Origin of the sequence: Neobacillus sp. PS3-34 (genome assembly GCF_030915465.1) — a bacterium.
GTDB lineage: Bacteria > Bacillota > Bacilli > Bacillales > Cytobacillaceae > Neobacillus_A.
The window spans coordinates 3,647,449-3,670,817 of sequence record NZ_CP133267.1 but is presented as its reverse complement, the minus strand read 5'-3'; the positions used below and the strand labels follow the sequence as shown (position 1 = coordinate 3,670,817).

16 protein-coding genes and 11 pseudogenes are annotated in these 23,369 nt (G+C 40.5%); 1 reads left to right on the top strand and 26 read right to left on the bottom strand.

The window, feature by feature from the left end; translation table 11 throughout:
• Positions 1 to 187 precede the first annotated feature (187 nt).
• A pseudogene (locus RCG23_RS19000) lies at positions 188 to 1,140 on the top strand (4-hydroxy-3-methylbut-2-enyl diphosphate reductase).
• Between the two features lie 51 nt (positions 1,141 to 1,191).
• Here the strand turns inward: RCG23_RS19000 and RCG23_RS18995 are convergent.
• From RCG23_RS18995 to RCG23_RS18860, 26 genes and pseudogenes are all read right to left on the bottom strand, one after another.
• Positions 1,192 to 2,307, bottom strand: coding sequence for a Nif3-like dinuclear metal center hexameric protein (locus tag RCG23_RS18995; RefSeq protein WP_308176937.1), 1,116 nt, complete (start codon positions 2,305 to 2,307; stop codon positions 1,192 to 1,194).
• Complete coding sequence (locus tag RCG23_RS18990) at positions 2,304 to 2,471, bottom strand: hypothetical protein (RefSeq protein WP_308176936.1); 168 nt, start codon at positions 2,469 to 2,471, stop codon at positions 2,304 to 2,306. Before RCG23_RS18990 ends, RCG23_RS18995 begins: the two co-directional genes overlap by 4 nt.
• Positions 2,471 to 3,013 carry a tRNA (adenine(22)-N(1))-methyltransferase gene (locus RCG23_RS18985; protein WP_308176935.1) on the bottom strand — a complete coding sequence of 181 codons (543 nt, stop codon included), beginning with the start codon at positions 3,011 to 3,013 and terminating at the stop codon, positions 2,471 to 2,473. Before RCG23_RS18985 ends, RCG23_RS18990 begins: the two co-directional genes overlap by 1 nt.
• A gap of 93 nt (positions 3,014 to 3,106) precedes the next feature.
• Positions 3,107 to 3,469: a cytochrome c550 gene (gene cccA, locus RCG23_RS18980; RefSeq protein ID WP_308176934.1), complete on the bottom strand. Its 363-nt coding sequence runs from the start codon at positions 3,467 to 3,469 to the stop codon at positions 3,107 to 3,109.
• Between the two features lie 268 nt (positions 3,470 to 3,737).
• Positions 3,738 to 4,876 (bottom strand): annotated as a pseudogene (locus tag RCG23_RS18975) (acyl-CoA dehydrogenase family protein).
• A 99-nt stretch (positions 4,877 to 4,975) separates the two neighbouring features.
• The gene (locus RCG23_RS18970) at positions 4,976 to 5,506 is read right to left on the bottom strand and encodes a hypothetical protein (RefSeq protein WP_308176933.1); all 531 of its coding nucleotides are present in this window, start codon (positions 5,504 to 5,506) and stop codon (positions 4,976 to 4,978) included.
• An 84-nt stretch (positions 5,507 to 5,590) separates the two neighbouring features.
• A complete protein-coding gene (gene rpoD, locus RCG23_RS18965; protein WP_308176932.1) occupies positions 5,591 to 6,718 on the bottom strand; it encodes an RNA polymerase sigma factor RpoD in 1,128 nt (375 codons plus the stop codon).
• 35 nt (positions 6,719 to 6,753) lie between these two features.
• Positions 6,754 to 8,554, bottom strand: a pseudogene (gene dnaG, locus RCG23_RS26040) (DNA primase).
• 43 nt (positions 8,555 to 8,597) lie between these two features.
• Positions 8,598 to 9,030 (bottom strand): annotated as a pseudogene (locus tag RCG23_RS18945) (DUF188 domain-containing protein).
• Positions 9,031 to 9,407: 377 nt separating this feature from the next.
• Positions 9,408 to 10,211, bottom strand: coding sequence for a pyruvate, water dikinase regulatory protein (locus RCG23_RS18940; RefSeq protein ID WP_308176930.1), 804 nt, complete (start codon positions 10,209 to 10,211; stop codon positions 9,408 to 9,410).
• A 44-nt stretch (positions 10,212 to 10,255) separates the two neighbouring features.
• On the bottom strand, positions 10,256 to 10,891 hold the full coding sequence (locus RCG23_RS18935) for a transcriptional regulator CcpN (RefSeq protein ID WP_308176929.1): 636 nt from the start codon (positions 10,889 to 10,891) through the stop codon (positions 10,256 to 10,258).
• Positions 10,892 to 11,054: 163 nt separating this feature from the next.
• Positions 11,055 to 12,436, bottom strand: a pseudogene (locus RCG23_RS18930) (glycine--tRNA ligase).
• Between the two features lie 308 nt (positions 12,437 to 12,744).
• Positions 12,745 to 13,496, bottom strand: a pseudogene (recO, locus tag RCG23_RS18925) (DNA repair protein RecO).
• A gap of 33 nt (positions 13,497 to 13,529) precedes the next feature.
• Positions 13,530 to 13,673 carry a YqzL family protein gene (locus tag RCG23_RS18920; RefSeq protein ID WP_308176928.1) on the bottom strand — a complete coding sequence of 48 codons (144 nt, stop codon included), beginning with the start codon at positions 13,671 to 13,673 and terminating at the stop codon, positions 13,530 to 13,532.
• A gap of 156 nt (positions 13,674 to 13,829) precedes the next feature.
• A pseudogene (gene era / locus RCG23_RS18915) lies at positions 13,830 to 14,749 on the bottom strand (GTPase Era).
• A pseudogene (locus RCG23_RS18910) lies at positions 14,742 to 15,139 on the bottom strand (cytidine deaminase). The pseudogenes era and RCG23_RS18910 overlap by 8 nt, the downstream one beginning before the upstream one ends.
• A gap of 188 nt (positions 15,140 to 15,327) precedes the next feature.
• Positions 15,328 to 15,732: a diacylglycerol kinase family protein gene (locus RCG23_RS18905; RefSeq protein WP_308176927.1), complete on the bottom strand. Its 405-nt coding sequence runs from the start codon at positions 15,730 to 15,732 to the stop codon at positions 15,328 to 15,330.
• On the bottom strand, positions 15,710 to 16,180 hold the full coding sequence (ybeY, locus tag RCG23_RS18900; RefSeq protein ID WP_308176926.1) for an rRNA maturation RNase YbeY: 471 nt from the start codon (positions 16,178 to 16,180) through the stop codon (positions 15,710 to 15,712). The genes RCG23_RS18905 and ybeY overlap by 23 nt, the downstream gene beginning before the upstream one ends.
• A pseudogene (locus RCG23_RS18895) lies at positions 16,177 to 18,338 on the bottom strand (HD family phosphohydrolase). Before RCG23_RS18895 ends, ybeY begins: the two are co-directional and overlap by 4 nt.
• Positions 18,339 to 18,579: 241 nt before the next feature.
• Positions 18,580 to 19,538: pseudogene (locus RCG23_RS18890) on the bottom strand (PhoH family protein).
• A pseudogene (yqfD, locus tag RCG23_RS18885) lies at positions 19,539 to 20,731 on the bottom strand (sporulation protein YqfD). It abuts the pseudogene before it with no gap.
• A complete protein-coding gene (yqfC, locus tag RCG23_RS18880) occupies positions 20,728 to 21,027 on the bottom strand; it encodes a sporulation protein YqfC (protein ID WP_308176925.1) in 300 nt (99 codons plus the stop codon). Before yqfC ends, yqfD begins: the two are co-directional and overlap by 4 nt.
• Positions 21,028 to 21,044: 17 nt before the next feature.
• Positions 21,045 to 21,476 carry a hypothetical protein gene (locus RCG23_RS18875; protein ID WP_308176924.1) on the bottom strand — a complete coding sequence of 144 codons (432 nt, stop codon included), beginning with the start codon at positions 21,474 to 21,476 and terminating at the stop codon, positions 21,045 to 21,047.
• Positions 21,473 to 21,640: a hypothetical protein gene (locus RCG23_RS18870; RefSeq protein WP_308176923.1), complete on the bottom strand. Its 168-nt coding sequence runs from the start codon at positions 21,638 to 21,640 to the stop codon at positions 21,473 to 21,475. The genes RCG23_RS18875 and RCG23_RS18870 overlap by 4 nt, the downstream gene beginning before the upstream one ends.
• A gap of 6 nt (positions 21,641 to 21,646) precedes the next feature.
• The gene (floA, locus tag RCG23_RS18865) at positions 21,647 to 22,633 is read right to left on the bottom strand and encodes a flotillin-like protein FloA (protein WP_308176922.1); all 987 of its coding nucleotides are present in this window, start codon (positions 22,631 to 22,633) and stop codon (positions 21,647 to 21,649) included.
• A 19-nt stretch (positions 22,634 to 22,652) separates the two neighbouring features.
• Entirely contained in the window at positions 22,653 to 23,324 is a 672-nt protein-coding gene (locus RCG23_RS18860) for an NfeD family protein (RefSeq protein WP_308176921.1), read from the bottom strand.
• Positions 23,325 to 23,369 lie beyond the last annotated feature (45 nt).

Sequence of the window (23,369 nt, the reverse complement as noted above, 5' to 3'; positions counted from 1 at the left end):
CTTCAAGGAGGATGCTGGAAACGGCATCTTTTATTTTGGTTGAATTAGTATGTCAATTATTATTTTGTAATGCAAATTACAGCCTCTTTTTATCATGTGCGCAAACTCACTTTGTATTATACCTATAATTTTTATATAATAAATACATAGAGTATAAGTCATCGTTCTTAATAGGAGGACTTTATTAATGGATATTATTAAAATTTCACCGCGTGGATATTGTTATGGAGTAGTTGATGCCATGGTCATAGCAAGGAACGCAGCTCTTGATAAATCTCTCCCACGTCCTATCTACATCCTCGGGATGATTGTTCATAATAAACATGTAACAGATGCATTCGCTGAAGAAGGAATCATTACTCTTGACGGTCAAAACCGCAAGGAAATCCTTGAAAAAGTTGACAAAGGGACGGTCATTTTTACAGCGCATGGAATATCGCCTGAAGTACGGGAGCTTGCAAAAGAAAAAGGACTCGTAACCATCGATGCCACTTGTCCGGATGTAACAAAAACGCATGATTTAATTCGGCTTAAGGAACAGGAAGGCTTCCAGGTCATTTATATAGGCAAAAAGGCCATCCTGAACCTGAAGGAGCTGTGGGGGTTGCCCCAAAAATTGTGCACCTGGTTGAAACTGCCAGCGACGTTGACGCGTTAAACCTGGACAGCCAGAAAATCATCGTTACAAACCAGACGACAATGAGCCAATGGGATGTAGCTGAAATCATGAAGCTGGTACAGGCAAAATATCCACATGTGGAAGTGCATAAAGAGATTTGCATGGCCACCCAGGTTCGCCAGGAGGCTGTTGCCGGACAGGCGGGAGAAGCCGATGTCCTAATCGTTGTAGGCGATCCAAAGAGCAATAACTCCAACAGGCTTGCCCAGGTTTCAGAAGAAATTGCCGGTACTAAAGCTTATCGTATCGCTGATATTTCCGAGCTTGATGTTAACTGGATAAAAAATGCTTCAACCGTCGCTGTGACAGCGGGTGCCTCAACTCCAACCCCGATTACTAAGGAGGTTATTTCCTTCCTTGAGCAGTTTGACCCTGAAAACGAAGCGACATGGGTTAGGGAAAAGAATGTTCCATTGAACAGAATCCTTCCAAAAGTAAAAAAACCGGAAGCAATTAACTGACACTATAAATTAAGTAAAACCGGCTGCCATTTTTGACAGCCGGTTTTACTTTTATAAATATTTAAACGGATTTGTATCGACTTCAGAAGGAATAAAGACAACGTTATATCCTGCTTGTACACTTTTTTCGGTAAGGATGTCTGCAAGACCCTTCTTCATGATTTTTTCGACATTATGACCTGGGTCTATCATATTTAAGCCCTGCATCATGGCATCATGGGCAGTATGATAATAAATGTCTCCAGTTACATACACATCTGCACCCTTATATTTCGCCTGGCTCCAATATTTGTTTCCGTCTCCGCCAAGCACAGCCACTTTCTTCACTTTGGAATTTAATTCCCCTACTACTCTGACCCGGTCAACATCTAGGGCTGATTTAACCTTTTCGGCAAATAGCTCCAGAGTCATTTCCTCTACTTCTCCAATCCTGCCTAATCCAAGAACCTCGCCTTGATTATCAACAGGATAGACATCATAGGCAACTTCCTCATATGGGTGAGCCTTAATCATAGCTGTAACAGCTTTTTTCAAAAGGGCCTCCGGCACAATTGTCTCAAGCCTAACCTCGTCAACGGTTTCCAGTTTTCCCTGCTCGCCAATAAACGGATTCGTATTCTCGCCAGGGAGAAATCGGCCAGAGCCATTTGTTGAAAAAGAACAATGGCTGTAATTGCCGATTGCCCCTGCACCAGCCTTTCCTAGAGCGTCCCTGACCTCCTTTTCATTTTCAACAGGTACAAATACAACCAACTTTTTCAGGTTGGTTTCATATGTAGGCACAAGCACCTCCGCATTTTTCAGCCCGAGTGCACCAGCGAGCAAATCATTTACCCCACCCTTAGCAACATCAAGGTTAGTATGGGCAGCATATACTGATATATCATGCTTTAGCAGCTTTTCAAAAAGTTTCCCTGGAAGTGTGTCCGTTGTTAATTTTTGAAGTGGACGATAGATGATTGGATGGTGTGCAATAATAAGTTGAACATTTTTTTCAATTGCTTCGTCTATCACTTCATCGAGGACATCTAGGGCAATCATGACCCTGTCCACTTTTCCGTTTAACCGACCTACCTGCAAGCCTACCTTATCGCCTTCCATTGCATATCCCTTTGGCGAAAACTGTTCAAACATCTGGATAATTTCATGTCCATTTACATTTTTCATTCAGCCAGAACCCCCTCTGCCCAACTGATTTTTTGAAGAAGCTCTTGCTTCTTTTGATTTGTCTCCTCGGAAGCTGCCGCATTTTCCAGCTGCTCAAAGATCCGCTGCCAGTTCTCTTTTTCAAGGCTCCACTTTTTTCTGAACGCCTCCTGTTTACGGATCATTAGAAAGGGCCAAACAGCAAGCCCTTTTCTCCAAGTGGCTGATATGGGGTATCGGGATTTCCCTGTTCACCAACTAAAATTTCATATATTTTTCCATCTTCCTCTAAAATCTCTTCATCAACAAGCTCCCAGCCATTGTCAATAAACCAGGTTCGTATGGAAATAGCGCTAATATTAGGCTGCAGCACCAGCCTTTTTACATCGCCAAGCTTATCCTTTCCCCTATCGAGAATACTGGCAATAAGGGCGCCCCCCATTCCTGCAATGGTAATGCATTCTGCTTCACCCGGCTGCAATACCTCCAGGCCGTCACCCAAACGCACTGAAACGCTGTCGGTAAGACCCTCAGCTTGAACCTGTTTTTTCGCTGATTGATACGGTCCATTAACCACTTCACCTGCAATGGCAGCTGATACCACACCTTTTTTCACTAAATAACAAGGCAGGTAGGCATGATCAGAACCGATATCTGCTGTTACTGCCCCGTTTGGAACGAAACTGGCAACTGTTTCTAGCCGTTTCGATAATTTATCTGTATTCAAATCACTTCACCACATCTCTATATTCGTTATCGTTATGATTAGTATAAAAAAAGTCCTTTACATATGCAAAGGACCTTCCTCATATAGTTAATATTATAGCTTTGAAAGCCAATCAGCCATTTTACCGGCATTTTCAGCTGGAACAAGTCCTGAAGGCATAGCGCCTCTACCATGTTGAACGATGTCCATCAATTGTGCCTTTGAATACTTTTTGCCAACGCCTTTTAGGGTAGGACCAACGACACCCTGGTATTGGTCTCCATGACATGCAACACATGTAGTCTTGTAAATATCTTCAGGGTTTGCTGCAACAGCCTCAGTTTTCTCTTTTCCGCCGCCTTTCTTTTCATCAGCAAGTTCCTTCGAATCGCCAAGTCCTTTAAAAGACAGGAAGAAAATTAGTCCAATACCAAAAACCATGATTAAAACAAATGGAATAACCGGATTACGTTTCATCTTAATATAACCTCCTTATGTAAGAAAATCTGTTAACTATAAATGAATTACAAACAACTTTATTTTACTTGAAAATCTTCAGAAGGAAAAGTCCTAATATCGAATATTCACGATAAAGTTTCTAAAAATGGAAAAGAGGCTGCAAAAGCAGGCCTTTTTATGCTGTAAATCCTCCATGCATAAGTGTCCAGCCATTTTCCTTCAATGATAAGTATTCTAGTATATTTTACATAAGGCATTAAAAATATATTTATATATGATTGAAATTTTAGCAGCCGATTTGTCTTGCGATGACAGTTCTCTGGATTTCAGAGGTTCCTTCGCCAATTTCCAAAAGCTTTGCATCCCTCATGAAACGCTCTACATGGTAGTCCTTCATATAACCATAACCCCCGTGAATCTGGACAGCCTGGTCTGTAACCTCCATTGCGATTTCCGATGCGTATAGCTTACACATTGCAGCTTCTTTTGAGAACGGCTTTTCCCTGGTCCTTTAACCAGGCAGCCTTGTAAACCATCGTACGTGCCAATTCAATCTTCATTGCCATATCAGCTAGCTTGAATTGGATGGCCTGGAACGAAGAAATCGATTTACCAAACTGCTTGCGCTCTTTGGCGTACTGCAGGCCTTTTCATACGCTGCCTGGGCTATACCAACCCCCATAGCCCCAATGCCGATTGGCCGCCATCCAGGGTTATCAGAAACTGTTTAAAGCCCTCTCCCTTTAATCCGAGAAGATTTTCCACTGGAACCCTGACGTCTTCAAGGACAAGTTCAGTTGTATTAGATGAATGAAGTCCCATTTTTTCATAATTATCGATTACCTTAAAACCTTGTGCATCAGTGGGAACAATAATAGCTGTTATTTCCTTTTTCCCGTCCTTATCACCTGTGACTGCAGTAAGTGCCAGGTGTTTGGCATAGCTGGCGTTTGTTATAAAGCATTTGTTCCCATTAATAATAAACTCGCCGTTTTCTTCTCTCGCCGATGTCCTTGTTCCTCCAGCATCAGATCCCGCATTCGGTTCGGTTAAACCAAATGCCCCAAATGATTCTCCCGTGCAAATAGGTGTCAGGTACTTTTGTTTTTGTTCCTTGGTACCAAATAAATTAATCGGTGCTCCACCGAGTGAAATATGGGCAGAATAGGTTATGCCAGTCGATCCGCACGCTCTGCTCAATTCTTCTGTTACGATTGCGAAACTGACAGTATCTGCTCCGCCACCGCCATATTCCTCAGGAAACGGTAACCCCATTACTCCCATATCTGCAAGCTTTTTAAAAATTTCAACCGGGAACTCCTTTGTTTTATCACGTTCTAGCGCTCCAGGTGCCACCTCTTCATCAGCAAATTCTCTCATGGTTTTACGGATCATATCCTGCTCCGCTGTTAAATCGAAATTCATTTCATTTCCCCTCCAAGCTGCTTTGTATGCGCTTACTTCATTATTATATAGGGAATGAAATAATTTTCTCAACATTTAAAACCTTTTTAAAATATTTTATTATGCGAAAATAAAAAATACGATTACACCTAAACCTAAAATTCCTGCTATTGAAAAGTACAAGAGCTTCTTTTTCCAGCCTATAGCAAGCCAACCCACACAGTTCAATGCCATTAGTAAATATAAACTTTCTGAACTGTCACCAAAAACATTGGATGCTATTTTTTCTGAAAGCAGTAGAAAAATAAGCGCGCTGGAAGCTAAAGCGAGATGGCTGAACAATCCTTTTCTAGAAAAATAAAAAAAGATGCCCAATCCTGACACAACCAAAAATATTAAAAGGCCTATTTGCAAAATGAAAGACAATTCAGTAAAATAAGTGACAAATACAGCGAAGGAAAGCATGGCTAAAAAAGCAACTGCCTGAAATAGGATCCCCACCGATTTTCCTATGGCTTTCTTGTCTTTTCCTGGTGGATTTCCTTCCGTATATAACGTCAATAAATAATCGCAATAATGCTCCGGGAGCATCCGGTTTTTTTTCCAGTATAAAACTTCGTTTAAAATGATTTTTTTTCGATTATCATCCATCAGTACAGTCCTTCCGGTTAAAGAAACAAAAAAATAGCTTACCTCTATTGTAAGAAGTAAACTATTTTTCAGCAATATTTGTTTTTATTCCAAGAAGTCCTTGAGTCGCTTGCTTCGGCTTGGATGCCTTAACTTACGAAGAGCTTTCGCTTCAATTTGGCGGATACGCTCACGAGTAACGCCGAATACCTTGCCTACTTCTTCAAGGGTGCGTGTGCGGCCATCATCCAATCCAAAACGAAGGCGGAGTACGTTTTCTTCCCTGTCAGTCAGGGTATCCAAAACATCTTCCAGCTGCTCTTTTAATAATTCATATGCAGCATGTTCAGAAGGAGAAGTTGCATCCTGGTCTTCAATAAAATCACCAAGATGGGAATCGTCTTCCTCCCCGATTGGTGTTTCAAGGGATACGGGCTCCTGAGCTATTTTTAAAATTTCCCTTACTTTATCCGGTGTTAAATCCATATCCTCGGCAATTTCTTCCGGTGTTGGTTCGCGTCCTAAATCTTGAAGCAATTGACGCTGAACCCGAATTAATTTATTAATGGTTTCTACCATATGAACCGGGATTCGGATTGTTCTCGCCTGGTCAGCAATGGCACGTGTAATTGCCTGTCGGATCCACCAGGTAGCATAAGTACTAAATTTGTATCCTTTACGGTAGTCGAACTTTTCTACAGCCTTAATTAAACCCATGTTCCCTTCCTGAATCAAATCAAGAAACAACATTCCGCGGCCGACATAGCGCTTGGCAATACTGACCACGAGACGCAGGTTGGCTTCTGCAAGACGGCGTTTTGCTTCTTCGTCGCCTTCTTCGATCCGCTTCGCAAGGCTGATTTCCTCTTCAGCCGAAAGAAGGTCAACACGCCCGATTTCTTTTAAATACATGCGGACAGGATCATTAATTTTCACTCCAGGAGGGACGCTTAGATCATTTAGATCAAATTCTTCGTCATCCCCTTTGGACAGCTTCTGAACGTCAGGATCTTCTTCCTCACTGTCTCCGACCAATTCAACGCCTTGATCGCCTAAAAACTCATAAAATTCATCCATTTGTTCGGAATCAAGTTCAAAGTTGGACAATTTTTCCGCTATATCATCGTAGGCAAGGACGCCGGTTTTCTTTCCCAGTGCCGTTAACTGGTCTTTTACTTGTTCAACGGTCAATTCATTTTCGACCTCTTTTGAACGTGCTGATTTTTCAGCCATATGTCCCCCTCCTTCTAAAAGTCACTACATGGGATCTATAAAGATCTGCGCAATTGAATGATCTCCATTGCAATTTCTGCAGCTTTCTTAACATCTTTTTGACGTTCAGCTTCACTTTGTTCAGCTTGTTTTTCTTTTATCTTTAGCAATTTTTGATAATTCAACACCTGTTTGATATAATCATTTAACTCTAGGTCAGTTACTTCTTCATTGATAGACATCATTTCAATATCAGCAACAATCCGCCGAAGTTTGTCATCTTGAATATAGGTTAAAAAGGCGCTGGCATTGCTATGGTGATTGCCTTCATAAAATCCGAATAAATACGTAATAATTGCCTGATGCTCATCCAAGTTGAATGTCTGTCCCTGCAATAAGTCCTGAACCTTAAATGCTATATCACGGTCCTTCAGCATATGCGCAATTAATCTCCGCTCCGCGTTATGATGTGCGGGCTTCAAACTATTTGCCTGCTTGATTACCAGAGGCTTTTGGCAGGAGACCCACGGCTCTGTAAATTTTTATTCTCAGATAAGTATATTTGCTGCTGCTGTTTTAATGCATCCAAAGATAATGAAAACTCAGTTGCCAGCTGTCTCAGGTAATGGTCTTTTTCGACCGCTTTTGACAGCTTTGCTATTTCTTTTAGTACTTCTTCGATATAAGCAAGCCTATCTCCTTCATCCTGAAGATTTTTTCCTCTGCGTAAATAAAGAAATTTAAAGGACATCCAGGTAAGGCTAGAGTTAATAACTTCATTTCGAAATTTTTCAGCACCAAATTTTTTGATGTAATCATCCGGATCAAGGCCGTCCGGCATTAAAGCTACTTTTATCTGGCTGCCTGCATCGGTAAGCAAGTTGCCCGCCCTATATGCTGCTTCGATCCCGGCATTGTCTGAATCATAGCAAATGAGTATATTGCCTGTGTTCTGGCGAATGAGGGATATATGCTCTGCGGTCAGAGAAGTTCCCATAGTGGCAACACCGTTTTCAACCCCGGAGCGATCTGCTGCGATTACATCCGCAAATCCTTCAAATAAAACAACCTGCTGCATTTTTCTAATATTCGGTTTTGCCAGATGAAAATTATATAATATCCGGCTTTTATTAAAGATTGCCGTTTCGGGACTATTCAAATATTTAGGCTCTTCTGGCCCAGAGATCTCCCTGAAAAAGCAATCGTGTTTCCATTTCGGTCTAAAACCGGAAACATAATCCGATCACGGAATCGATCGAAGAATGTACCGTCTCTTTCTCGTTTAATGATCAATCCGGCTTTTTCCATCAATTCGGGATTAAAATCTCTTTTCGTTAAAAATTTATAGACAAAGTCCCAAGAATTTAACGAATAGCCAATTTCAAATTTATCAATTGATTCCCTCGTAAATCCCCTGTTTAGAAGATACTCTAAGGCATGTTGACCATCTTTGGTATTTACCAGAAGGTGATGGTAAAATTTCCTTAACAGGTCATGAGCATCAAGCATTGCTTGATGTTCCTTCGAAATGCCTTTTTCTTTTCCGGCAGCTGAGATGCTTATTTCAAGCTCAATATTTGACCGTTCAGCAAGCTTTACTGCCGCTTCCTGAAATGTAAGTCCATTCAGCTCCATTAAAAATGAAAAAACATTTCCGCCAGCTCCGCATCCAAAGCAATGAAAAATTTGTTTGTCAGGGGCTACTGAAAAAGACGGTGTACTCTCTCCATGGAATGGACATAATCCGAAGTAATTTCGCCCTTGCTTTTTTAGTTGAACATAATCGCTTATTACTTCAACAATGTCAACAGACTGACGAATTTGATCAATTTTTTCTTCGGCAATGCGCTCCGCCATGAAAACAACTCCATTTTACTAATAAGGTATTCTGTTTTAATATCTAAACTCCTTCAAAATTCGACAAAATCTTTGTCAATTCATTCACAAACCTGTCCCGGTCTCCAGAACTAAATGGTTTAGCCCTTTCCATATTCTCCTCTGCGCCTAGCTTTCGCACTTATATAGCGCATGTCAAGAGCCGTTTGAATTCCTTTTTCTTCAAATAAAATTCCCTTTGGAGATAAAACATAAACCCCTTTTAAAAGCAGAGTCGAAGCCAGCCCAATATCCTGGGTAACTGTAATATCCCCGTTTGCAGAATGATTCATAATATAAAGGTCTGCAGCTTCCTTTCCCGTATCAACATACTTCCAGGATGCATATGTAGAATTGTTCATAATATGATTATAGGAAGCAACAAAAAGAACATTTATTGAAAAACGTGAAGCAATTTCGACAATTTCATCTTTTACCGGGCAAGAATCTGCATCCACAAAAATGGTGGGAACGCCAATTTTATTAGTACTAATTCTACATCACTCCGCATTTTCCTTCTTCCCGCATAACTTTTATCCTCAATATCTTCATTACTCATTAAGCTAAAAAGACTGGAACAAGCTGAATGGAAAGAGATTATGTCGAATTATTTAGCGAGGCCTCCCTTGACATCTAACAATAAATAGTTTATTCGTTCACGATGAAGTCTAAACCTAATTAGATACATTTTTATCACAATTTTTTATTATAGTACATTAACTACACTTTTTCCATTGTTTTTTATATTAATTTCTTTTTTTCATTAAAGCGGAGTAGTAATGAAGAGCATCTTCAAATAAAAACACATAATCAAAGATTATGTGTATAATGACCATTATTTTCTTTGTACATAATTAAGTATAACATTAGCTGTTTCTTCAACTGCTTTATTTGTTACATCGATTACCGGGCAGTTAATTTTTGAAACCACTTTTTCAAAGAAAACAAGCTCTTGCTTTATTCTTTCTATATTGGCGTAGCTAGCCTGATCATTCAATCCAAGTGAAATGAGTCGTTCACGCCTAATATTATTTAACTTCTCCGAGCTGATTTTAAGACCGAAGCATTTTTCAGGAGGCACTTTATAAAGCTCCTCAGGTGGATCAACTTCTGGTACCAACGGCACATTTGCTACCTTTAAGCGTTTATGGGCAAGGTATTGGGACAAAGGTGTTTTAGAAGTCCTGGAAACGCCTATCAGGACGATATCAGCCTTTAGAATCCCGCGCGGGTCACGTCCGTCATCATACTTAACAGCAAATTCAATTGCCTCTACCTTTTTAAAATAATCCTCGTCCAATTTTCTCACAAGGCCAGGTTCACACAAAGGCTGCTTTCCGCTTAACAGTTCAATTTGATCCATTAACGGCCCAATAAGATCACATGCATAAACTCCTGCCATCTCGGCACTTTCTTTCATATATTTTCTCATATCAGGTTTAACGAGCGTATACGCAATCATGCCCTTATCCATATTAACGAGTGAGATGACCTCATCAATATGTTCATGATCCTCTACATACGGAAATCTCTTAAGAATCATGCCTGAGCCGTTAAACTGGCTGATAGCCGCCTTCGTTACTAGTTCTGCTGTTTCGCCTACCGAATCTGACACGACATAAATAATCGGCGTATTCATTCCCCAATCCATCTCCTCTTTTCAATCTATCTAAACACCCATCTTTACATATCCTGGCCAAGGGCAACAAATGCCTTAGTAATATTTGTTTTTGTGATTCTCCCCACTACTTCATAGCCTTTTTCCGTTTGTTTCACAATCGGGAGGGCATCAATCTGTTTTTCAATCAGTCTTTTCGCAACGTCAATGAGAAGATCTTCCCTCTCACACATTGTGATATTGGGCATCCTCGTCATAATAATATTGACGGGAATTGCCGTAAGCTCCTGTTTGCCTATACTCGCCCGCAATAAGTCCTTTCGGGACAGAACACCGACGAGCAAAGAATGCTGATCTACTACAAATAGTGTTCCCACATCCTCCAAAAACATCGTGCAAATGGCATCGTAAACGGATACATTTTCATTTACGACAACAGGAATAGACTGATAATCTTTTACAAAAATCTTTTGGAGGTTTTCAGTCAGAAGCTGGGTACCAGATTTGCCTGTATAAAAATATCCAACCCGCGGACGGGCATCCAAAAAACCAGCCATTGTTAAAATCGCTAGGTCCGGCCTTAATGTAGCCCTGGTTAAGTTCAGCTGATCAGCTATATGTTCGCCAGTTATCGGTCCGTTGTCCTTCACGATTTGCAGAATGTGCTCCTGCCTTTTATTCAGTTCGATTGTCCTCACCACCTTATTTAAAACTTTTATGTATAAAAACTATTCATTCAAGTTGAAATAAAAGAGTTATACTTTTATAAAAACATTATAACCCAATTCTAATAAATGAAAAGGTTTAGTCATCACACCTCATAGAAACGAAAGAAAAGCGCGGAAGGACTCCGCACTTTTCTATTTAAAAGCTAATTTTATCCTGAATAAAGCTTACAAGCTCCGTGATTGGAAGCCTTGTTTGTTCCATGGTATCCCTGTCTCGAACTGTTACCATTTGATCCTCTTTTGAGTCAAAATCATAGGTAATGCAGTATGGAGTTCCAATCTCATCATGGCGGCGATAACGTTTGCCGATAGACCCAGCTTCGTCGTAATCAACAAGGAAATGTTTAGAAAGTTCTTCGAAAACTTCCCTGGCTTCCTCTGAAAGCTTCTTGGATAACGGAAGAATAGCCGCTTTAAAAGGCGCTACAGCTGGATGGAAATGCATAACTGTTCTGGTTGTACCATCCTCCAGTTGCTCTTCCTCGTAAGCGTCAATAAGATAAGCAAGTGTTACACGATCTGCGCCGAGCGAAGGCTCGATGCAATAAGGAACATATTTTTCATTTGTTTCCGGATCCATATAGTGGAAATCCTCTCCAGAATACTGCATATGCTGCTTAAGATCGTAATCTGTCCTTGAAGCAATGCCCCACAGTTCTCCCCATCCGAAAGGAAACTTGTATTCAAAATCGGTTGTCGCATTACTGTAATGGGATAACTCATCATCTGAATGGTCACGGAGTCTTAAGTTTTCTCTTTTCATGCCAAGTGCAAGAAGCCAATTTTCTGCATATTGCTTCCAATAATCGAACCATTTCAGCTCTTCCCCTGGTTTACAGAAAAACTCAAGCTCCATTTGTTCGAATTCCCTCGTACGGAAAGTAAAGTTACCTGGTGTGATCTCATTTCGGAAGCTTTTGCCGATTTGAGCAATACCAAAAGGCAATTTTTTACGCATTGTACGCTGGACATTTTTAAAATTAACAAATATTCCTTGTGCTGTTTCCGGGCGAAGGAAGATTTCGTTCGTGCTTGATTCTGTCACGCCCTGGAAGGTTTTAAACATTAAATTGAACTGGCGGATACCCGTAAAATCATGGCTGCCACAGTCCGGACAAGAGATATTATGTTCTTTAATCAATTCTTCCATTTTTTCAAACGGGAGTCCATCAACGACCATTTCAAGCCCTTTTTCGTCTAGTGCATTTTCAATCAGCTTATCTGCACGGTGTCTTGCCTTACAATTTTTACAATCGATCATCGGATCATTGAAATTACCAATATGCCCTGAAGCCTCCCATGTGCGGGGATTCATTAAAATTGCTGAATCAAGGCCACATTATAAGGAGTTTGCTGAACAAACTTTTTCCACCATGCCCGTTTAATATTATTTTTTAATTCAACTCCAAGCGGGCCATAATCCCATGTGTTTGCCAAGCCACCGTAAATTTCAGAACCCGGAAAAACAAAACCTCTATGCTTTGCGTGGGAAACTACCTGTTCCATACTCACACTCATCATTCTAGCTCCTTTATGTTTTAAATTTTTGAAAAAAACAAAAAACTCCCGGCTCTATGCATTAAGCATAGGGACGAGAGTTACCCGCGGTTCCACCCTAATTGCTGCAAAAGCAGCCTCTTTGGTTTTGAAAATGCTGCTCTGAAACGCCTTCCTCAGGTCCTCATACCCCGGCTTCCACTATCCCGGATTCGCTATTACAAAGATGGCCAAGTACTACTTTCCGTCAATGCAGCTATTCATGTTAAAGAAATATTACCGAAAACAGAAAATCTTGTCAACCCTGAAAAGCTGAAGCTAGGTACTGTCTAAAGCAACCCCTTGAAGTTCCCCATTGAATTGAGGAATTTTTTCGATTTGAGGTGAAGGCTGAGTACTCCTCATAATAAGCAGATATCACTTTTTTTAATTCTGCTTTGGTTTCTTCTTTGACCGAAATATTTCCAAGCCTTGAAAGATCAAAATAATAAAATAATCTTAATAATTTCACTGTTGATGAAGAAATTTTAAAATGGTATGGGTCTTTATCCAGGCAGCGATGGCAGAGCAAGCCGCCCTCCCGGATGGAAAAGGAAAAATGTCCATCGGTGCTTCCGCACACCGAGCATTGGTTAAGCGTCGGGTGCAGCCCTAGAACATTCAGCATTTTTATTTCATAAATATTCATCATAACATCAAGGTCATAGCCTTCGTTCATATAATTTAATGTTTGAAAAAGCAATTCAAACAAATATGGATCTGGTTTACGGTCTTCCGTGCTTTTGTCTGTTAATTCCACAATGTAGCTTGCATAAGCAGTTAAAAAAATATCTTCCCGGATGGAACGCATGGAAGAAATCATTTCCCCTTGCTGCAAGCTTCCCATGCCCGTCCCTTTTTGAACGAGAAAATAACCATGGGTGAACAGTTGGATGACAGCAGAGAGGCGGCTGTTCGTTTTTTTAGCGCCCCTCGCCATCATTGCAAATTTTCCCCATTCCCGGGTATATAAAGTCACAACTTTATTTGTTTCACCATAATCTGTTGTTCTAATGACGATGCCTTCGCATTTTTCAAGCATCCGCGGTCACCATCCAATTAAAGCGGGACAAACTTATGAAATGGGCGAATCCATGTGTGCTAGCTCATCATCCAGATAACCGGGTATTTCTTGTCTGTCCTTCTCAAGTTCCTTAAAGAGAAGATATGTGTCAATGTTACCTGTTTCGCTAAAAACCTTCCAGGTAAAATCCAACATTGAAAACCCCACCTTTCAATATTTAGACTAGCATATTAAATTCAAAACCTTATATTTATCATAGCCTGCTTCCCTAAAATCATGAGTACAAAAAACTGCTAATCTTGACCATGCATATTTTTCAGAAACAAATAATAACCTAATTAAGGCTGTAAATTAGTACTCATCATCCCTGAATCCAAAATCCCGAAGCTGGGATGCTTTGTTTCTCCAGTCTTTCTGTACCTTAACCCAAACTTCCAAAAAGACCTTTGATCCAAGAAGATTCTCAATATCCAGCCTCGCCCTTTTTCCGATTTCCTTCAGCATCGCACCCTGTTTGCCGATAACGATGCCTTTTTGCGAATCTCTTTCCACAATGATTGTGGCCATAACATGGACGACATCCTTATCTTCACGGCGTTCCATTTTATCAATGAGGACGGCCAGTGAATGAGGAATTTCCTCCCTTGTTAAATGCAGTGCTTTTTCCCTAATCAATTCAGAAACAATGAAACGCTCAGGGTGGTCTGTCACCTGGTCAGCCGGATAGAATTGAGGCCTTCTGGAAGGTATTCTTTGATTTCTTTCAGTAACTCCTCAACATTGTTACCCTCAAGTGCTGAAATAGGGACGATTTGTTTAAATGAAAGCTTCTCCTTATACGATTCAATGACCGGAAGAAGAGCATCTGGATGGATTTGATCAATTTTGTTAATTACTAGGAATACAGGAGTCTGTATGGATTGAAGCTTTTCGACAATGAATTCTTCCCCGCAGAAGCCCTCCTCAGCATTAACCATAAAAAGGACCAGATCCACTTCCTTTAAGGTATTTTGTGCAACCTTCATCATAAAATCGCCTAATTTATGCTTTGGTTTATGAATTCCTGGCGTATCAATAAAAATAAGCTGTGAATCTTCTAAAGTTAATACACCCTGAACTTTATTCCTCGTTGTCTGCGGCTTATCGCTCATAATGGCAATTTTTTGTCCTATGACACGGTTTAGGAAAGTGGATTTTCCTACATTAGGGCGTCCAATGATTGATATAAATCCTGATTTATGTCCCTTATTTTCGTTCCAATTATTATTCATGTAAATCCTCCGGTGAAAAAGCTCCTGGCAAAAGTTCTGTAACAGTAATTTCTTGTATATCCCCTTTAAGATTGGTTAGAATCACTTTCATATCGCCGGGACATAATTCAGAAATAACTTGCCGGCATGCTCCGCATGGAGAAACAGGACGATCAGTATCAGCAACAACGGCAAGTAAGGAAAATTGACGATCGCCTTCTGAGTATGCTTTAAAAAGGCCGTACGTTCTGCGCAATTGCACATGCTATAGGCGGCATTTTCAATATTGCAGCCGTGATAAATTTTACCGTCACTGGTTAATAACGCAGCACCTACTGGGAAATGAGAATAAGGCACATAGGCTTTTTCTCTTGCTTTCTTTGCTTCTTCAATTAAATTTTCAATCTTCAATCTGATACTTCCTTTCAATGAGCTGCTGCTTCTTTATTTTAACTCAAAATTCAATTAATTTCATCACTTGTAGCGAAAACGTAATATAAAAATTTAGAATTTTCACATAATAATTCGTTTCCTGAAGTTTGCCTGCTTAGTCATTTTAACGAAAGCTGTTACCGTTTTCAAATCGATTATAATTTCACTTAAAACAGATGCCCTAGCAAGGATAAAATTTTAGGAATAAAAATGATTATACCAATCACCACTGTTATAATAGCAAATACAAAAACCGCTCCGGCTGCCATATCCTTCGCTTGTTTTGCAAGAGGGTGGTAATCGGTGGTTACCATGTCAACTACCCTTTCAATCGCACTGTTAAGCAATTCCAACGAAAGCATGCCGCCTATTGCAAGAGCAATACAAATCCATTCAATTGCGGAGATAGAAAAATATATAGAAAGGATAATTACTGCAACAGCTGCAAACAGGTGGATGCGGATATTTCTTTCTTTTTTTATAGCTCCCAAAATTCCTTCGATTGCAACTGAGAAGGATTTAAAGAGGGAAAAGGGCTGCGGCGGTTTTTTACCTTGAAAGCCCGAACTCATCTAAAATTTCCCTTTGAAGAGTAAACATTTCTTTTTCCTGCTCCTCTGTTTCGTGATCATAGCCTAAAAGATGCAGCAGGCCATGGACAGCCAGAAAGCCAAGTTCGCGTTTAAAGGAATGCCCGTATTCCTCTGCCTGTTCCTCAGCTCTCGTTACGGAAATAATAATATCTCCCAAAACACGCGGCATGTCAGCTCCAATCAATTCGATTTCGCCTTCTCCCAATTCCTCCATCGCAAATGAAATAACATCTGTCGGTTTATCTTTATCCCTGTATTCACGATTAATTTCCTGGATGCGTTCGTTTGATACAAAGGTAATAGACAGTTCGCTACCATCATCCACTTTTAGCTTTTCAGCAGCAAAATTCAAAAGGTTTTCAATTTCACCTGTCTGTTCTTCTCCAACTTCATTTGTTTCATCTAAAAAATCGATCATCAATTTCATGCATTTTTCACCTTCTGTTTTGTCATTTCAGGATACTCGATCCTGGAGTGGAAAATTCCTTTTAATGTTTCACATAACGTATAAATTACGATTTCAAGCTCCTTCAATGTTAGGTCACACTCATTTAATTGCCCATCCTGCAGCCGATCAGCTGTAATAGCCTTGACAAGAGACTCGATCTGTTCAGGAGTTGGCTGTGACAGTGAACGAACAGCTGCCTCCACACTATCAGCAATCCCGATTATCGCTGTTTCCTTTGTCTGTGCCTTAGGGCCGAAGTATCGATATTCATTTTCAGTGGTTTCAGGATTTGCCTGTTTCGCTTTATGAAAGAAAAATTTCAGCAGTGAGGTTCCATGATGCTGTTCGGCAATTTCAACGATTTCCTTTGGCATATGATATTTCCTTAATATCGATGCCCCATCTGCGGCATGGGCAATGATAATTTGGGCACTTTTTTCTGGAGGCAGACGGTCATGAGGATTATCCCTGTTCATTTGGTTTTCAATGAAAAATAGCGGTCTTTTCGTTTTTCCAATATCATGATAATAACAGCCTACTCTCGCCAGCAATCCATTTGCTCCGACCGCCTCACATGCTGACTCGGCCAGATTGGCAACCATTACGCTATGATGATACGTTCCCGGTGCTTCGGTCAATATTTTTCTTAATAGCGGATGATTTGGATTAGAAAGCTCAATTAGCCTCATGGTAGAGAGAATCCCAAAGCTGGCTTCCAAAAAGGGCAAAAAACCGATACATAGCACTGCAGACACAATACCCGATGCAAGCGCCGCAATCAAATAAAAACCATATTCCATTCCAGAATATTGTCCATTTCGCAAAAACATTAGCGATAATAATGTTAACAGGTTGATTAAAGCAGCAAATAAGCCCGCCTGCAAAATTTTAGATCGATGGTTTTTAGTGCTTAAAAATAGAACCCCGCCTAGACAGCTGAAAAGTATATATATTCCAACTGAAATATTCATTGTACCGTTTATTCCTTCATTAAAAATGATACTCCCGCACACTGACAAAATAATGGAAGTAAGAATAGCCAGTCTTTCATCAATCAGGATCTTAATGAGCATGCCTCCCATTGCTGCAGGAAAAATATAGCCAATCTCGGAGTAATTCAGTTCATGCAGCAAGCTTACCATTTTCATTATGAAGATCGAAAGTGCAAAGATTAAGCCAAATAGCAGCAAGTAGGTTTGTCTTTTATCGGGCTGTGCCTTCAGCTGATAAAAGTAATAATAAATGGCTGACAAAATAATGATGATAATTAATGCCAGGCCAAAAAAGGCTTAGGGGACTTATCATTGTTAAGCAGTCCGACCAGCTTAAGCTGTCTGTAAATTTCCCGGTTTATCAGCTCGCCCTCTTCGACAAGGATCTGCCCCTGAAGGATCTTAACCGGTTCCACGTTTTCCGCAGCCTGCTTCCTTAATTCCTCTGTTGCAACAGGATCATAAAATTCATTCTGAACGGTAGCATATCTCCCTAGTTCAACGGCAGCACTTTTCAAATCACTGTCTAGAGTAGAATACTTCAATTCCTCTTCCACTCTCTTTTTAGCATTTTCAACATTATCCGCAGAAATTCTCTTGCTCATAATATTGTTAATCGCCGTAACGGTTAAGTCCTTGGCAATCGATAGATCTTCTTTGCTTGCTTGTATCAAACTTGAGAAAACCTGGTCTGAAATATCCTTAGTAACACTTGGTGTCAATTTTGCTTTTAATTTTTCCGTTTTTTCAGCAGAAGTTGGTTCAAGCGGTTTTTGTTTTCCTTCTACTCCGTTTTGCATTTGATCTTTTATTTCATCGTTTACTTCAGATGCGGAATCAAATATGGAAGTGATTAAATCTACCCGATTTTGAGTGTACTCTTTTTTTAGGATATATACGTCCTGAACCTGGTCAAGTGCATCCTTCCGTTTCTTAAGTGTGCTCAGCTTATCTTCCACGGTGCCAGGAGAACGGATGGTTTTTTGGGCAACTTTGAACAGGCTGAGATCGAGCTTCTCCGGCCTTATATTATTGAACATCGCCACATATAAAAGGCAGCCTAGAGCAAGAAAAAATAATATCCGAAAAAATGTTATATCCAGCAGCTTTCGAATTCTGCTGAAATATTGCTGAATCTTATCCAATTAAGCCCCCTCCAAAACCCTCCAAAACTTTGTATTTCGCTTTATGTAAAATGATAACAGTTTTATTGCTAACTTTCACCCTCAAAACGGGATAAGGTATAATAAGCAGCTATTTTATTCTCAGCAATAGACTAGATACTGGAAAGATTGAGCGAGACATCTTTGTGGTTTTAAAAAAGCTATACTATTTTTTCGAGTAAATTAAAAGGGCCGTTCTTTAGAACAGCCCTTTTTTGATCGCTTATTCACTCTTTTCATAGGCTTGAATAATCCTGCCAACAAGCGGGTGCCTTACAACATCACTCTTATCGAGGTAAACGAAGGAAATCCCGTTGACTTCTTTTAGGACATCTTCAGCTACGATTAAACCAGATTTAACCCCTTTAGGGAGGTCTACCTGCGTACGGTCACCGGTAATGACCATTTTGGAACTGAAACCAAGGCGAGTCAGGAACATTTTCATCTGTGCATGGGTTGTATTTTGCGCTTCATCCAGAATGACAAATGCCTCATCCAACGTACGTCCTCTCATATAGGCTAGAGGGGCAATCTCGATTGTTCCGCGCTCAATGAGTCTAAGTGTATGTTCCATACCTAAAACGTCATGCAGCGCGTCATACAGAGGCCTTAAATAAGGATCGACCTTTTCTTTGAGATCCCCTGGTAGGAAACCCAGGCTTTCTCCTGCTTCTACAGCTGGGCGAGTCAGTATGATTTTATTGACCTCTCCGTTTTTCAAGGCATTTACAGCCATGATAACTGCCAGATAAGTCTTACCCGTTCCAGCTGGCCTATTCCAAAAACAAGATCATTTTTCTTTATTGCAGATATATAATATCTCTGACCTAGTGTTTTAATGCGGATTGATTTGCCCTTGGCATTTTTGGCGATTTCCTCATCGTAAAGGTTTTCAAAGTAGTCCAGGGTGCCTTTTTGGCCCATCTGGATCGCATAAATAACATCCCTCTGGCTGATATTAATTCCCTTGCGGATAATGAAAATCAACTTGTCTAAAATTTTTTCTGCAAGATCTACCTTATCTGGATCACCCGAAAGGCTGAGTGACTCCCCTCTCGTAACAATTGATACCTGCAGCTCCTGCTCGATAATTTTTAGGTTAGAATCAGAATTGCCAAAGAGGGCGAATGCCTCGTTTGGATTTTCAAGCTGTACATTGATGGTATTTAACTTTTCTGTCATTCACGAGTCTCCTTGAGTTATGGGTTGTCCTTTTGCAATATTTTCGATAATCTGAAAATGGACTGATAATGACACTTTACCATTCTTAAACACTTGGTGTAAAATTTTTTCATCTTTAATCCTAGCATCTTCATCCAGTCGGTTTTTTATATCCTTTTTCGCAATTTCTACGGCCATTTTTACCGCTTCTTCTTTTGAGTAGGTCCGGGTAATATCTTCTTTTTCCCTAAAGGTCTTGTTAACGTACGATATAGGGAGCTTCCATTTTAAAAAATGAATGATATGTTTGTTAGTCTCCGTTTCATATTCCCTGAATTTCACCTTTTGAAAACCCCACACCGGAATTTCAATGCCTCCAATTAACAACGAATGCTTTTGCTGTTCATTTCCGTTAAACACTTTAAAGGTAGTTGCCAGTGGCAATTCAACATCGCTTCTATACCAGGTTTCACCCCATATTTCGCCTTTTGCAGCCACAGCCTTCAGCGGCGACCTTCTTTCCCGATTAATCCGGAGACGAGCAGCTGTCCTTGTTGGACATGGTCATTAACATCAACGACTTGTTTTCCATTTTCTACAAACATATTTACGATGATCGCTTTCTTTTTGGCAACTAAATTTTGCGGGGACAATACCTCTGGATTTTTAGGCTGCTTCTTTTCTACCACCTGAAGATGATAGGTTGTCCCTTTTAATTCCACACCAACCCATGTAAGAGCTCCTATATTATTAGTTAGTTTTCTTTGGATCGCCTCTACATTATCTACAAGAAATTGCATTTTCCCAATTTTAACTCCCATTTTATCCAGCTCTTTGCGTATTTGGTATTCTGTTGCCGGCTTGGCACCTTTTATCTCGATTCCCCAGATTAAATTCGATAAAAAAAGGACAATGAAACAAAAAATAGCTCCCCCTAATAAAAATCCGCCATTTTTTAATGATCGTTTTAGCAGGAAAGGAGCCCCACGACGCTGCAGGAACTCAATCGAGCACTCACTCTTTCTTGCATAGCGCCTGATTTGCAAAGCGTCCTTTAATCTGATTGTAAAGGTTGCTGTTTCCGTCCCATGTCTCTTCACATTCCAGATATGAAGTCCGTTCCTGATCAAGACGTTTATGAAACGTTCTATCCCCCTTCCAGCTACTCTAACGGTGACACTTCCATTAAAAAATTCAAGCCACTGGTTTTTCATTTTTCTCCTCCCACATCATTTAAATAAATAACCTGGTCTATTTTTCCTTCTAATAAAATCTCTTCAGGCAGGATAGTCTTAATCACTAAACTTTTGCCTTTTATTAAAAGCTGCCCTTGCTTTAAGAGCAGTCTCACTTCCTGATCTGTAAAACCAAGCAACCCTCTATGATTCTCGATGTAAATATGAATTTGCCCAATCATGGTGATCCGGGGCAAATCCATCATGACATCTTGAGGAAGATCCATTTTTTCTGCCATCCAATTTCGGACGCGCTGCCCCCACTTTTTAGCCATAAAAAAAGAACCCCCTTTCATCTCATATGTATGAAATGAAGGTGGGTTCTAGCACAGTTTTTTCCTATGATAAATGTTGTTTCATCAGACTCACCGTTTGTTTTTGCTTTGTAAATAAGGAACTTTGGCTCGAGGCGGGCTAGTATTTCTGACCAAATTACCGCATTGACAAGGGTTTGCCTTTCTACTTCAAGTTCTGAAGCCTTACTTGGTTCGTCATTTTTCCCTGACATGGGAAATTGGCCTATCTGATTCTTTACCTGCTTGGTCTCCTTTAAGCTGCTTGCTTGCTTTTTCCTATACGATTCTTTCTTTTTTTCATTGTATTCTTTTTCAAGGCTGTTCAAAAGACTTTTGTCCTGCCATGGAGCAGTTGCCGAGGCATGGGCATGGCTTTGTTGGACCTGTTGCTGAGTAGTTTTTTGCCCAGGATCCAGCAGATTCTTCATTTCCGCAACATATGACCAAAAGCCTGCTTTTCCGTTTGCTTCTTCTTTTTCTTGCTATAGAAGACCGATATTATCCCGATGATAACCGCAATCAATAAAGATTCCAAAAATCCGCCTCCCTTCTTAATCAGAATGACATTTACAGCTTCATAAGGACTGCTCAATACTCCTTATTGGCCGTCCTTTTTCTCTCCAGTCATTTTCCCAATCGAACCTCTCATTTCCGTATCAGCAGAAATGTTTTTAAAGTTCAAATAATCCATTACACCCATATTACCGGACTTAAGCGCTTCCGCCATGGCTAATGGGACTTCAGCTTCAGCTTCCACAACCTTCGCCCTCATTTCCTGGACCTTTGCCTTCATTTCCTGCTCAGTCGCAACCGCCATAGCTCTGCGTTCTTCGGCTTTGGCCTGGGCAATCTTTTTATCTGCCTCAGCCTGTTCTGTTTGAAGTTCTGCACCGATATTTTTTCCGATATCAACGTCAGCAATATCAATCGAGAGGATTTCAAAGGCTGTTCCTGCATCCAATCCTTTCGATAAAACTGTTTGGGAAATTAGATCCGGATTTTCCAGTACCTTGCTGTGACTGTCAGAAGAACCGATGGTAGATACCACACCTTCCCCGACACGCGCAACAACGGTTTCTTCTCCTGCTCCCCCAACAAGCCGTTCAATATTGGCTCTGACTGTAATTCTCGCTTTTGCCTTAACCTCTATACCATTCATTGCGACCCCTGCTATAAACGGAGTTTCAATTACCTTAGGGTTTACGCTCATTTGGACCGCTTCAAGTACATCGCGGCCGGCAAGGTCAATTGCAGCACATCTTTCAAAGGACAATTCAATATTCGCTCTGTGGGCAGCGATAAGGGCATTTACAACCCTGTCCACATTCCCGCCTGCCAGGTAATGGCTTTCAAGTTGATTAGTTGTCACGTTAATTCCCGCCTTATGAGCTTTAATTAATGGATTAATAACACGGCTCGGCGTAACACGGCGAAGCCTCATTCCAACTAATGTAAAAATACTTACCCTAACTCCTGCAGCAAGCGCTGATACCCAAAGCATCACCGGTACAAATGATAATAGTATTCCAAGGAATATCAATACGATGATAATGATAGCGATCAAAAAAACTGTCTCATTTCCCATTTCTATACCCCCTTAATAGTTATACTGATTTTCTCTCCATTTCCCTGACAACAATCCTTGCACCTTCTACTTTAACAACCAGTATCCTGCTGTCCTGAGGAATATAGCTTCCTTCACTAACAACAGCAATCCTCTCACTATTAAAAATAGCAGTTCCGGACGGACGTAATACAGTCAGTGCCACACCTTCCCTGCCAAGGAGGTCTGAGCGGTTTGCATTCGAAACATAACCGTCTTCCTTTCGTGCCGAATCAAATAATACCATTCTATTAAACAATACCATCTTTTTGTGAAATACTTTTATCAATAAAAAGAAGAGAACGGTTGAAAAGAAAATAGAAATGATTATAGAAATTGCCATTTGAAAGGTATTCTCTCCCGCTAAAAACAGGCTGCCTACCAGTGCTGCGATCCCAAGCGTTCCCGCTATGGCACCAGGAAGAAAAAATTCCAAAAAGATTAAAACGATGCCTGCAATAAATAATATAAGAGTGCCTCCACCTGCTAGGCCGGCAGAAAGATGTCCATAAAAGAAGAGAAGCAGCGCTGCCATTCCAATCAGCCCCGGCACTCCAATCCGTGGAGAAAAAAGCTCTAATACCATTGCCATGCCAGCGATAGTTAGCAATACGGTAATAATAATCGGGTCAGTAATCCATTCGGCAATTATTTTGGCCCTCCTTTCTTTCAACAGTTAATAATAAATACGTATTGAATTACATAAAGTTTCACAAAG

Bases quoted from the DNA above. Each gene is read 5' to 3' on its own strand.
- RCG23_RS18970 (WP_308176933.1), bottom strand. From the start codon at position 5,506: ATGGATGATAATCGAAAAAAAATCATTTTAAACGAAGTTTTATACTGG.
- yqfC (WP_308176925.1), bottom strand. From the start codon at position 21,027: ATGGCTAAAAAGTGGGGGCAGCGCGTCCGAAATTGGATGGCAGAAAAA.
- RCG23_RS18920 (WP_308176928.1), bottom strand. From the start codon at position 13,673: ATGTTGGATTTTACCTGGAAGGTTTTTAGCGAAACAGGTAACATTGAC.
- cccA (WP_308176934.1), bottom strand. From the start codon at position 3,469: ATGAAACGTAATCCGGTTATTCCATTTGTTTTAATCATGGTTTTTGGT.
- RCG23_RS18990 (WP_308176936.1), bottom strand. From the start codon at position 2,471: ATGATCCGTAAACAGGAGGCGTTCAGAAAAAAGTGGAGCCTTGAAAAA.
- RCG23_RS18940 (WP_308176930.1), bottom strand. From the start codon at position 10,211: ATGAATACGCCGATTATTTATGTCGTGTCAGATTCGGTAGGCGAAACA.
- rpoD (WP_308176932.1), bottom strand. From the start codon at position 6,718: ATGGCTGAAAAATCAGCACGTTCAAAAGAGGTCGAAAATGAATTGACC.
- RCG23_RS18995 (WP_308176937.1), bottom strand. From the start codon at position 2,307: ATGAAAAATGTAAATGGACATGAAATTATCCAGATGTTTGAACAGTTT.
- RCG23_RS18875 (WP_308176924.1), bottom strand. From the start codon at position 21,476: ATGAAGAATCTGCTGGATCCTGGGCAAAAAACTACTCAGCAACAGGTC.
- ybeY (WP_308176926.1), bottom strand. From the start codon at position 16,180: ATGAAATTGATGATCGATTTTTTAGATGAAACAAATGAAGTTGGAGAA.
- floA (WP_308176922.1), bottom strand. From the start codon at position 22,633: ATGGGAAATGAGACAGTTTTTTTGATCGCTATCATTATCATCGTATTG.
- RCG23_RS18905 (WP_308176927.1), bottom strand. From the start codon at position 15,732: ATGAGTTCGGGCTTTCAAGGTAAAAAACCGCCGCAGCCCTTTTCCCTC.